The 10,968-nt window shown below is 70.0% G+C and carries 11 protein-coding genes; 3 read left to right on the top strand and 8 right to left on the bottom strand.

The genetic code is table 11. The annotated features are described in order from the left end of the window. Window positions 1-880: serine/threonine-protein kinase (locus tag L6E10_RS03495; protein ID WP_236216712.1), on the bottom strand; the 880-nt coding region annotated here is incomplete at its 3' end. A gap of 109 nt (window positions 881-989) precedes the next feature. Next, window positions 990-2,372, bottom strand: a complete 1,383-nt coding sequence (locus tag L6E10_RS03490; RefSeq protein ID WP_236216710.1) for an N-6 DNA methylase — start codon at window positions 2,370-2,372, stop codon at window positions 990-992. A 52-nt stretch (window positions 2,373-2,424) separates the two neighbouring features. Here L6E10_RS03490 and L6E10_RS03485 point away from each other — a divergent pair, with 52 nt between their 5' ends. Continuing rightward, on the top strand, window positions 2,425-3,120 hold the full coding sequence (locus L6E10_RS03485) for a PP2C family serine/threonine-protein phosphatase (protein WP_236216708.1): 696 nt from the start codon (window positions 2,425-2,427) through the stop codon (window positions 3,118-3,120). Between the two features lie 57 nt (window positions 3,121-3,177). On the opposite strand, the gene L6E10_RS03480 is transcribed toward L6E10_RS03485, so the two are convergent. The 3 genes from L6E10_RS03480 to L6E10_RS03470 form a co-directional block, all read right to left on the bottom strand. Beyond that, window positions 3,178-4,953 (bottom strand): alpha/beta hydrolase, encoded by a 1,776-nt coding sequence (locus L6E10_RS03480; RefSeq protein WP_236216706.1) that lies wholly within the window; start codon window positions 4,951-4,953, stop codon window positions 3,178-3,180. A gap of 176 nt (window positions 4,954-5,129) precedes the next feature. Continuing rightward, window positions 5,130-6,020, bottom strand: coding sequence for a helix-turn-helix domain-containing protein (locus L6E10_RS03475; RefSeq protein WP_236216704.1), 891 nt, complete (start codon window positions 6,018-6,020; stop codon window positions 5,130-5,132). 58 nt (window positions 6,021-6,078) lie between these two features. Beyond that, window positions 6,079-6,894, bottom strand: a complete 816-nt coding sequence (locus L6E10_RS03470) for an oxidoreductase (protein ID WP_236216702.1) — start codon at window positions 6,892-6,894, stop codon at window positions 6,079-6,081. A 198-nt stretch (window positions 6,895-7,092) separates the two neighbouring features. On the opposite strand from L6E10_RS03470, the gene L6E10_RS03465 reads away from it, so the two are divergent. Beyond that, complete coding sequence (locus tag L6E10_RS03465) at window positions 7,093-7,617, top strand: TetR family transcriptional regulator (protein ID WP_236216700.1); 525 nt, start codon at window positions 7,093-7,095, stop codon at window positions 7,615-7,617. A gap of 3 nt (window positions 7,618-7,620) precedes the next feature. On the opposite strand, the gene cobF is transcribed toward L6E10_RS03465, so the two are convergent. From cobF to L6E10_RS03450, 3 genes are read right to left on the bottom strand one after another with little or no spacing between them, the layout of a single operon-like run. Next, the gene (cobF, locus tag L6E10_RS03460; protein WP_236216698.1) at window positions 7,621-8,364 is read right to left on the bottom strand and encodes a precorrin-6A synthase (deacetylating); all 744 of its coding nucleotides are present in this window, start codon (window positions 8,362-8,364) and stop codon (window positions 7,621-7,623) included. 9 nt (window positions 8,365-8,373) lie between these two features. Next, entirely contained in the window at window positions 8,374-9,012 is a 639-nt protein-coding gene (locus L6E10_RS03455; RefSeq protein WP_236216696.1) for a peptidylprolyl isomerase, read from the bottom strand. A 46-nt stretch (window positions 9,013-9,058) separates the two neighbouring features. Next, the gene (locus tag L6E10_RS03450; protein ID WP_236216693.1) at window positions 9,059-9,721 is read right to left on the bottom strand and encodes a DUF2306 domain-containing protein; all 663 of its coding nucleotides are present in this window, start codon (window positions 9,719-9,721) and stop codon (window positions 9,059-9,061) included. A 365-nt stretch (window positions 9,722-10,086) separates the two neighbouring features. Between L6E10_RS03450 and L6E10_RS03445 the strand changes: the two genes are divergently transcribed. Continuing rightward, window positions 10,087-10,941 carry a M23 family metallopeptidase gene (locus L6E10_RS03445; protein ID WP_236216691.1) on the top strand — a complete coding sequence of 285 codons (855 nt, stop codon included), beginning with the start codon at window positions 10,087-10,089 and terminating at the stop codon, window positions 10,939-10,941. The last annotated feature ends 27 nt before the right edge of the window (window positions 10,942-10,968 follow it).

The raw sequence follows: 10,968 nt of genomic DNA, 5'->3' as shown, positions 1-10,968 counted from the left end.
ACACCTCGCCGAACCGCCGCCCCCGCTGCACACTCGCGTACATCGCCACCGCCGACCCGTCCCCCACGAACCCGGGCAACGGCGGCGGATCCTGCGCGAACCCTTGCAGGTCCCCGAAAACCTCGAGCGCCGTCGCCGGCCGGTCACCGGGGTCCTTGGCCAGCAACCGTTGCAGCACCGGGTCGAGCGCACCCGGCACCCGCGGCGGCGCCTCCTTGACGTGCTTGTCGAACACCGCGTACGCCGTGGGTCCGGTGAAGAGTTGCTCGCCCGTCACCATCTCGTGCAGCACGCACCCCAAGGCGTACAGGTCGCTGCGCGGCTCGGCGACGCCGCGCTGGATCTGCTCCGGCGCCATGTACGACGGGGTGCCGAGGATCTGGCCGGCGCGGCTGAACGGTGCGACGTCGCTCTCGCGCAGCAGGGCGAGGCCGAAGTCGAGCACCTTCACGGCGCCGTCCGGGCACAGCATCAGGTTGGTGGGCTTGAGGTCGCGGTGGCAGATGCCGCGTTCGTGCGCGGCGGCGAGGACCGCGGCGGTCTGGGCGGCGATGTTCGCGGCCCACGCCTGGGGCAGCGGGCCGAACTCGCCGACGAGGTCGGCGACCGTCACGCCGTCGACGAACTGCATGACCTGGAACAGGCGCTGCTCGTACGTCCCGAAGTCGTGCAGGACCGGCACTCCGGGGTGCTCGAGCTTGGCGACGATCCTCGCTTCCCGCGCGAAGCGCTGGCGCACCTCGTCGTCGCTGCCCGGCAGCCGCAGCAGCTTGACCGCGACCCGCCGGTCCAGGCGCAGGTCCCGGCCCTTGTGGACGGAGCCCATGCCACCCCGCCCCAGCGGCAGGTCGTCGATCTCGTAGCGGTCGGCGATCAGCACGCCGGAAGCCTAACCGCCACGACCTGTTCGCTGGCCACGCGCGCTTCCTCGTACGCGAGACGACGGTAACAGCGTTTCAGGACATCTCGATCGGGTGAATCCGGCCTGCTCACGTCGGCCTGATCTGTCCGCTCAGCAGTCCATTGTAGCCCAAACGAACCAGGGTGGCGGCGTCTTCCACACCGGCCTCCAGGGCCTTGAGCTGCGCGAACGCCTCGCCGTAGCGACGTTGCTCCTCGAGCGGCAGCGACGGGACCTGTGTCCGGCGCACGTCGAGGCGGGTCGAGCCGGTGGGGGTGCGGGCGAACGCGGCGCGCAGGACGCCCTCCAGGAAGTCCGGGTCGACCTTGCGCGGGTTGATCTCGTACGTCGCGCCGGTCGGGGACGTGACGACGTGCTCGCCGGGAGACGCGCGCACGAGTTCGCCGATCGTGGTCATCGGCACGGAGGCCGAAGCGCGCAGCTCGGGAAGGGCGGGCAGGGCGAACGCCGGTTGCGCGGCGAGGTACGCGGACACGTCGGTGCCGCTGCGGCGCGACGGGCTCAGGTCGACGTCGTCGTCGAGCAGGTCGAGCACCCGCGTGTTCGGGTCGATCGGGCCGGGCGCTTCCAGCAGCGCGATGTGGTCGGGGGCGCGGCCGACCGGGTTGCGCAGCAGCCACAGGTCGCGGCCCGGTTGCACGGTCATCACGGCGCGCACGGCTCCGGCGCGCAGGAGGTTGCCGCGGATCCGCTTGCCCGGCCGGCGGGACGCGGCGGCCGACGGCATCAGCACCGCGACGAGACCGCCGGGTTTGGCGAGCGACAGGCAGTGCTGCAACCACGCCAGCTCCGGCTCACCGCGCGGCGGCAGGCCGTACGTCCAGCGCGCGTCGCCCACCAGCTCCTCGTGGCCCCACGCCCGGTCGTGCCACGGCGGATCGCACACGACGGCGTCCGCCTTCTCCCGGACCCCGTTGTGCCGCAACGAGTCCCCGGTGTGGATCTGCGCGGACGGCAGCCGGCGCCGCGCGATGGCCGCCGACACGGGGTCGAGCTCCTGGCCGATCTTGGTCCGCGCCCCGGAGGCCTTCAGGATGCCCCCGGTGCCGCAGGCGGGGTCGATCACCGTGTCGCCGTCGGTCGCGGCGAGGACGACGTCGACGACCTCGGGTGGAGTCGGGTTCAGCAGCCGCGAGTGGGCCTCCAGGTAGCGCTCGTGCAGGAACTCGAAGGTCTCGGCGTCGCAGTCGACCGCCGCCAGTGCCTCGCCGAGCCGCAGGTCGTCGACGGTGCGCAGCTGCGTCCACAGGCGTTCGGCGGGGGAGACGCGGAACGGCTTGCCGTTGCGCCGCAGCCACGACTCCACGTCGCGCAGCAGGTACAACGGACTGGAGGCCGTCCCGCCCACCGGCGCCGGGAAGTCCTCGAACCGCCGCCGCCAGTTCGACACGGCCGCCCGCCCCACGTCGGCGAGGCGCGCTATGTCACCGGCGTTGACCGTCTCATCCATGTTCACAACCGTATTGCTTGTGAAGTCACTTCACAACTGATCTACTGGAGACATGACACACGAGCTGCGCATCGCCGTGGCGACCGATCCTGGGCTCGTTCGCGAGCACAACGAGGACTCGGTCTACGTCCGCCAGGACCTGCAGGCCGTGGCGGACGGCATGGGCGGCCACGAGCACGGCGAGGTGGCCAGCGCGCTCGCGGTGAACGTCCTCGCCGACTGGCGGGGCGACCTCGGCACCGCGGTGGCGGAGATCGCGCGCAGGCTCGACGCCGAGACGCCCCAGGGCGCCGGCACCACGCTCACCGCGATGCGCTGGGAGGGCCTCGCCTTCCAGTTGGCGCACATCGGCGACTCCCGCGCGTACGTGCTCAGGGAAGGCGAACTGCGCCAGCTCTCCCACGACCACACGATGGTGCAGGCCCTGGTCGACGCCGGCCGCATGACGCCCGAGGAGGCGGCGAACCACCCGCGCCGCGCGTACGTCCTGAGAGCGCTGCAGTCCGGCAACTCCCACGAGCCGGACCTGTCGTGGCACCAGGCCAAGGTCGAGGACCGCTACCTGATCTGCAGCGACGGCCTCACGGACTACGCGGACCTGGAGGAGGTCCACGACGTCCTGCTGTCCACTGAGGACGGAACGGAAGCCGCCTGGCGGCTGGTCGCGCTCGCCAACGGCAACGGCGGTCCGGACAACATCACCTGCGTGGTCGTCGACGTCGTCCGCAAGAAGTGGTGGCAGCGCTAGGAAGTGGAAGCGGCCCCCCGGCACACCGTGCCGGGGGGCCGCAGCTTCGAGGGGTTGTTACAGGTTGGCCGGCATGCCCGACTCGTCGGCCGCCGCCGTCGAGGAACCGCTCAGCAGGTCCTTGACGATCTTGTTGGCCTCCTTGACGGCGGGCGTGATCATCTTGATCTTCACCTTGCCGTTGGTGAGCTTGCCGCCGACGTCGAACGTCTTGTCCTCACCGGGAAGCGGGAGCGCCTGGCAGCCGGTGAACTGCTTGCGTGGCGTCGCACCGGTCTGGAAGTAGAAGACGATCGGGTCGTCGACGCAGTCCGTGTTGTACGGGAACAGGCCGTGCGTGCCTTCGTTGTCGACGCTGATCAGCTTGGCGTTCGGCAGAGCCTTCGCCGTGGCCAGACCGCCCTCGTACGCCGTGGCGGCGTCGAGCTCGGCCTGTGCGACGAGCAGACGCGGGAACGTCTTCTTGTCCGCCTTCGGCATCGAGGTCTTGGCCGGCCAGTAGGCGCACAGCGGCGTGGACATGAACGGCGCGATGAACGGCGCGTTCACGGTCAGGTCGGCCAGCCAGTAGTTCCAGTAGTGCAGGTTCTGGTTCCACTGACCGTCCTGGCAGCGGATCGCCTCGAACGTCGCGTCCCAGGTCTCGACCTCGGCGGCGGCGGTCGTGGACTTCACCGCGACGCGATCCTTCTTGGCGATGGCGGCCAGCGCGTTGCCCTTGGCCTTGGCGATGAACGCCTTGTTCTCGTCGGTGAGGCCCGGCGTCGCGAGCATCTTCGAGACGATCTGCTCGACCTTCTCCGAGGCGGTGCCCTCGCTGCCGGCCGCGTCGATCACCGAGGCGACCGCGGACGCCGCCGCGTGGTACTGCGAGGTGTCGTACATCGCCGGGATCACGAACCACGCGACGAAGAGCTGCCCGACGAACTCGCGGGTGCCGCCGGCCTTCTCCCAGTTGCGGCGGATCTCCATCGGGTCGGTGCCCTGGCCGTACTTGGCGTCGTTGCGCGCCATGAACGGCAGCAGCGCCTCCTGGAACTGGCGGTCGCGGGTGCGCGGCTGCAGGTCCCAGGTGTTCTCGAGGGTCGACTGCGAGGCGTCGACGGCCGAGTCGAGCAGGAAGCGGTGCGCCTTGCTCGGGAACGTGGCGGCGTACCAGGTGCCGAGCCACGTGCCGTAGGAGTAGCCGATGTAGCTCATCTTCTTCTCACCGAGCACGACGCGGATGAAGTCCATGTCGTAGGCGGTCTGCTCGGTGGTGATGAACTGGGTCAGCGGGTTCTCGAGGCAGCCGTCGACCTTGGCCTTGTTCAGCACGTTGACGTCGGTGCTGTTCGGCACGGTGTAGCTGCAGGTGAGCGGCGTGGACAGGCCGACACCGCGCGGGTCGAAGCCGATGAAGTCGTACTGGCCCGCGAGCACCGGGGTGCGCAGGGCCATGGCAGCGCCCCACGGCAGGCCGGAGCCGCCGGGACCGCCGGGGTTGACCAGCGCGATGCCCTGGCGGCTGGTGCCCTTGTGCGCGGTCTCGGTCTTGGAGACCCGGATGCCGATCGTGTTGCCGTCCGCCGGGTTGTGCCAGTCGCGCGGGACCTGGATGGTCGCGCAGGCGAGGCCCTTGACGGTCTTGAACTTCGCGACGGTCGCGGGGTCGACGCCGGGGAAGGTGCACTCCTCCCAGGTCACCTTCTGGGTGGCGAGCGCGCCCGCGAGCTTCTGCGTGTCCGGGTCCTGCCCGGCGGCGGCCGCACCCGCGGCCGGCGTGAGCACGATGCTCGACGCGACCAGCGCCCCTGTGACCGCGGCGATGCCGCCTCTGACGAACTTCCTCACGGTGGATCCCTTCCTGCCCCCGCACGGCCGAGAGAGGCCGCGCTTGCAACAGAGGAGAAAGGGAAAAGCCGCCGTTTAACACTCCTGGGTGATGGCGGAAAGTCGCCATGTCTGAAAACTGTCACCGAAAGTGTTCGCAGAGTGATGAAGATCAGTGTCTCAATTGCTGACGGTGACTAGAGCCAACCACGTCGTGACGCCTGCACGCCGAGCTGGAACCGGGTCTGGGCCCCCAGCAGCTGCTGCAGGCGGCTCACCCTGCGGTGCACCGTCCGGTCGCTCACGCCGAGCTCGCGCGCGATCGACTCGTCCGTCAGACCGGCGCTGAGCAGTGCCATCAACCGCCGGGTCGCGGTCGTCGGCTCCTGCTGGGTGTCCTCGCCGGTGCTCGGCGTGATCGACACGGCCATCCGCCAGAACGCCTCGAACAGCTCGCTGAGCGCACTCAGTAGCACGGACGGGTGAATGAGCAGTGCCACGACGTTGCCGCCCTTGACCGTCGGCACCGCGATCAGCGCCCGGTCCGAGTCGGCGATGACGAGCTTGAGCGGCACCCCGGGGAACGTCCGCGCCTGCTCGCCCACGGCGATGCTCTCCTGCACCGACGCGAACCCCCGCTCGGTCTGCAGCAACGCCGACTCGTAGACGACCCGGTACGCGACGCCGCGGGCCAGCGCGGGCGGCTGCGCGGGACTCGCCTCGGGCTGCGGGCTGAGGTACGAGCCGGGGTCGAGCGCCCGGACCTCCGTCTTCGCCTGGCTCTGCATCTCCTCGAACGCGCTGATCACCTCGCCCGCGTCCTTGAGGACCTCGACGAAGTCGACCTCCTTCGCCCCGTGCTCGGCGTAGGCGGCGGCCAGGACCTCGGCGGTCTCCCGCGCCCTGGCGGCCGCGGCCTCGTGGCTCGACGCGATCGCGGCCAGCGCCGACCGCGGTGGGCGCACCTCGTTGTTCCTGACCAGACCGAGCCGTTCGAGCTCCGCGTGCGCGGCGCCGAGCCCCACGTCGGCTCCGCGCAACATCGCCAGGTACAACTGCTCGGCCTCCGGCGACAGCCCCTCGTGCACACGACTCCCCTCGGTGGTTCTGAACCGAAGGTACCTGGCCAGACAGGAGGAACAGGGGTTAGGCGAACCGGCGCAGCGCCCCGAGGAACAGCGCGTCGAACGCCCGGTCGGACAGCACCCTGCGCGCGAACAGGACCGGCCGCGCCCCGAACCCCGCCGCGTACCGCGTCCGCGGCCTCCTCGCCTCGGCGGCCTTCACGATGACGTCCGCGATGACCTTGGGCTCACTGGCGCGCTCCATCTGCGAGAAGAACCCCGCCAGCTGCTTGACCTGCCCCGCGTACGCGCCGCCGCCGGAGGTCTTCGCGAGGTTCTCGACGGCGATCCCGCCCCACTCGGTCTTGATGCCGCCGGGCTGGATCACCACGACGTCGACCCCGAACGGCTTCAGCTCGAGGCGCAGCGAGTCGCTCAACCCCTCGACCGCGAACTTCGTCGAGTGGTACCAGGCGCCGAGCGGCTCGTAGATCCGCCCGCCGATCGAGGAGACGTTGATGATCCGCCCGCGGCCTGCCTCCCGCATGTGCGGCGACACCAGCTGCACCAGCCTCGCGAGCCCGAACACGTTGACCTCGAACTGGTACCGGGCCTCGTCCAGCGGCACGTCCTCGACGGCGCCGTACGACCCGTAGCCCGCGTTGTTGACGAGCACGTCGATGCGCCCGGTCTCGGCGATGATCTTCTTGACACCCTCGGTCATCGACCCGTCGTCGGTGACGTCCATCTCGAGCACCCGGACGCCCTTCGCGGCGAGCCCCTGCATCCGCTGCACCCGGCGCGCCGCCGCGTAGACGGTGTAGCCGGCCTTCTGCAACTCCTGCGCCGTGGCCTCGCCGATCCCCGACGAAGCACCCGTGACCAGTGCGACCTTCATGCCCACTCCTGACTGACCGGTCGGCCGGTCCGACCAACCGCCCGGTTGAGCCAACTGACCGTTCGGTTGGACCCGCCAGCCAGCCAGTCGGATCAACTAACTGTTTGGTTGACAGCTTCAGGCAACCACGTCCGCGCCAGCATGTCAACCAACTGGTTAGTTGTGTTGACCAACCGGTTGGTTAAGCTGGCGGGTGTGGTGAGGGACAGGGAAGCGACCAAGGCCAAGCTGCTGGAAGCGGCGCTCGACGAGTTCGCCGAGTACGGCATCGCCGGCGCGCGCGTCGACCGCATCGCGGCCAAGGCGGGCTGCAACAAGGCGATGATCTACGCCTACTTCGGCAGCAAGGAGGGGCTGTTCGACCAGTTGCTGACGATCCAGATCGGCCACCTCGTCCAATCCGTGCCGATCACGCCGGACGACCTGCCGGGCTACGCGGGCCGGTTGTTCGACGCCTACCAGGAGGAGCCGAGGCTGCTCAGGCTCGTGGCGTACCACCGCCTGGAGAACGGCTTCGACACGATCCCGGAGCCGGAGGCCCAGGCGCACCGGCACAAGGTCGAGGCCATCGCCCAGGCCCAGATGGAAGGCACGATCACCGCGGCTTTCAACGCCACGGACCTGCTCGACCTGGTCGTGCACATGTCGATCCTCGCGTTCAGCACGCCGAACGCGTCGAGGGACCTCGTCGTCCGCTCCGTCGAGCGGCTGATCGCGGAGTAGCGGTCAGGGCCTGCGCAGCAGGTAGGTGTCCATGATCCAGCCTTTGCGCGCACGGGCTTCCTCGCGCACCGAACGGATCTCCGCCGCCACGTCCCCGACCCGGCCCGACACCAGGATCTCGTCGGGCATCCCGAGGTAGGCGCCCCAGTAGATCCACGTGTCGGGGTCCACGCCCTCGAACGAGTACGAGGCGTCCAGCATCACGGCCACGTCGTCCACGCCGCCCGGCCAGCCCTCGGCGAGCCGGCGACCGGTCGTGATCTGCACCGGCTTGCCGACCCGGTTCAGCGCCACCCGGTGCCCGGCCGTCAGTGCCGCGACCGACGTAACGCCCGGGACGACCTCCACCTCGAACGACTCGCCGCGGGCCAGCAGGTCGTCGAGGATCGCCAGCGTCGAGTCGTACAGGGACGGGTCGCCCCACACCAGGAACGCCCCGACCTCGTCCTCGCCCAGTTCCGACAGCAGCTCCAGGCACACGTCCGCGCGCGCCCGGCGCCACGCGTCGATGGTCGCGGTGTAGTCGGCGGGGGTGCGGTCGCGGTCCGGGTCGCGGCCCTCGACCCAGCGGTACGGCCGGGTCACGTGCGCCTTCAGGATCGACGCCCGCAGGTCGACGAGCTCCTGCTTCACGGAACCCTTGTCCAGCACGAAGTACACGTCGACCGTCTGCAACGCCTTGACGGCCTGCACCGTCAGGTGGTCGGGGTTGCCCGCGCCGATACCGATGACCAGGATCTTTCGCACGGCCACACACTAACCAGCGAGGACGTGCAGGATCCTCACCGGCTTCCTGGGGGCGCCGTCGAGCAGGCCGTCGGGCTGCGGCACGATCCCGGCCTTCACGATCCGGTCGAGCGTGTCCATGCCGTAGGTCACGTGGCCCATCACGGTGTAGACGGGCTTGATGTTGGCGAACGAGTGCACGATGAAGAACTCGCTGCCGTTCGTGCCCGGTCCCTGGTTGCCGTACGCGATGGTGCCGCGCGGGTAGGTCTCCCGCCCGGTCACCTCGTCCGCGAACCGGTAGCCCGGCCCGCCCTCCTCGGCGCGGTAGATGTCACCGCACTGCAGCACGCCCAGGCGCGTGGTGTCGGTCAGGCGCCAGCACTGCGTCATCGTGTAGAACCAGCTCCGCGCCAGGTGGGCGAAGTTCTCGACACCGCACGGCGCGTTGGCGCGGTCGAGGTCCGCGACGACAACGCCGTAGTTCGTCACGATGGTGACCTTCACGGTTCCCCGCGCGGGCACCACGGACCTCGGCGGCTGGACGGGGCGGGCGGCCGGGTTCTCCGGCGTCGGGACGAACTCGCACTTCGCGGTCGGGGTGGCCGGCGCGGCGGACGCGACCGGGGCGAGGACGACCATCATCAGCACAGCGAGCAGCAGCCTCATGCGAACCGACCGTAGCCGCCGCGCAACCCCTTGTCAGCCCGCCGGATCACACGCCGGCCACCTCCCGCCGCTCCACCACCGCGCGCCGCCGCCGGGGCTTGCGCTCCAGCCACCACTGCGAGACCAGCAACGGCACGGTCCACCCCGCCCAGGTCGAGATCCCGCCGATCGTGGCCGGCAGGTCCGCCTCCGGCACGCGGTCCGCGAACAGCAGGAACGCGACCACGCCCCAGATCCGGTTCGTGATGATCGAGACGGTCAGCACGAAGCTGCGGATCATCCACTTGCGGTGGTCGCGGAACTGCCGCTGCCGGGCCGCGCGCCACGCCAGCCACGTGAAGACCAGCCACAGCACCGCCAGCAGCACGTTGCTCACCTGGGCCACGGGGCCGAACGGGGTCATCCAGCCGATGACCAGACCGGAGACGCCACCGGGCAACACGCCGGCGAAGACGTAGACCCGGCCGATCCGGCGGTGCAACGCGGGGAAGCGGCTGCGGAACCAGGGCCAGATCTGCACCACGCACGTGAGGATGGCGATGGACGAGCAGACGACGTGCACCACGAGCAGGGGGTAGTGCGGCCCCCAGTCCGACTGCACGCGCGCCTGCAGGCGGTCGCCGGTCAGGTAGGGCGGCAGCGAGAACGCCACGAAAGCCAGCACCACGAACGCCAACGGGCCCACCCAGGGCTTGCGCAACCACGTCATGCGGCCACGATGGCGGGTGCCGCTGACCGATCGCGCACCGATCGCTGACGTCCACGACCTGTCCGCCGACCTGCCCTGAAACGCGCGCTTCGGTCCACATCGGACAGTAAGCGGGAAGCGCCGGTCGAGCCGCCCCGCCCGGCCGCCGTGCCCAGTGCCTCCTCAAGGGGCAGCGGCGCCGCGAACAGCGCTGGGCTGTGGTTCTGACACCTCGCTGACAGCTGACGGGGTGTAGCTGTCAGGTCGCTGTGAGCGCACACCGGCAGTGTCGGCGCCATGGGGGAGCGCGGCTCGACCGGCTGCATCACCGTCCGGCCGTCTCAGGCCCACGCCGCAGAACCGTTTCGGATGACGAGGGGAAGACCATGAACGTCAAGAGGATGATCTCCGGGGCCGCCGGTCTCGCGATCGGTCTGGGGGTGCTGGTGCTCGGTGCTCCGCAGGCCGGCGCCGCCACCGACTTCGAGCTGCCCTTCCCGTGCGGGCAGACCTGGTCGGGCCAGACCCGCACCGGCCACAGCCCGCAGCTCGCGATCGACCTGAACCGCAGCGCGGACGAGGGCGACGCGGTCGTGGCGTCGGCGTCCGGCAAGGTCAGCAAGGTCCGCAACGAGGGCAGCACGAGCTACGGCCGCTGGGTCGAGATCGACCACGGCGGCGGCTGGACCACGCGCTACGCCCACCTGTCCGCGCAGAAGGTGTCGGTCGGCCAGAGCGTCTCGCAGGGCCAGACCATCGGCAACGTCGGCAACACCGGCGGCTCGACCGGCGCCCACCTGCACTTCGAGCAGCTGCTGAACGGGACGCCGCAGAAGATCAAGTTCTCGGGGACGACGGTCCTGTACTACGGCACCAAGAGCTACAAGTCGAACAACAAGTGCGGTGGCGGTGGCACCACCAACCCGTACACCCCCGAAGAGGCGTGCGGTGACGGCTACAAGGTGGTCGACGGCGCCAACGTCACCGGTGCCCGCGTCTCGCTGCTCTACAACGCGTCCAACGGCTACAACTGCGTCGTCGCGATCAAGACCACCAAGATCGGCACCGCCTCGGACGTCGGTGCGTTCCTCGAGGTCCAGGGCGAGGCCCGCACGACCGACCGCGACGAGTACGGCTACTACGCGGGCCCCGTGAAGAAGAAGGCGCCCGGCAAGTGCGTCAAGTGGGGTGGCATGGTCGGTTCCTCCAGCTACACCAGCCCTTTCGAGCACTGCGGCTGACCCCGGGCTGATCCAGCCCTGCGCGGG

Origin of the sequence: Lentzea sp. CC55 (genome assembly GCF_021056325.1) — a bacterium.
In the GTDB taxonomy this organism is placed as follows: Bacteria; Actinomycetota; Actinomycetes; order Mycobacteriales; family Pseudonocardiaceae; genus Lentzea; species Lentzea jiangxiensis.
This window is presented reverse-complemented; position numbering and strand designations above follow the sequence as displayed.

Excerpts from the sequence above, each read along its gene's own strand:
- L6E10_RS03485 (WP_236216708.1), top strand. The coding sequence starts at position 2,425 with ATGACACACGAGCTGCGCATCGCCGTGGCGACCGATCCTGGGCTCGTT.
- L6E10_RS03450 (WP_236216693.1), bottom strand. The coding sequence starts at position 9,721 with ATGACGTGGTTGCGCAAGCCCTGGGTGGGCCCGTTGGCGTTCGTGGTG.
- L6E10_RS03490 (WP_236216710.1), bottom strand. The coding sequence starts at position 2,372 with ATGGATGAGACGGTCAACGCCGGTGACATAGCGCGCCTCGCCGACGTG.
- L6E10_RS03455 (WP_236216696.1), bottom strand. The coding sequence starts at position 9,012 with ATGAGGCTGCTGCTCGCTGTGCTGATGATGGTCGTCCTCGCCCCGGTC.
- L6E10_RS03470 (WP_236216702.1), bottom strand. The coding sequence starts at position 6,894 with ATGAAGGTCGCACTGGTCACGGGTGCTTCGTCGGGGATCGGCGAGGCC.
- L6E10_RS03445 (WP_236216691.1), top strand. The coding sequence starts at position 10,087 with ATGAACGTCAAGAGGATGATCTCCGGGGCCGCCGGTCTCGCGATCGGT.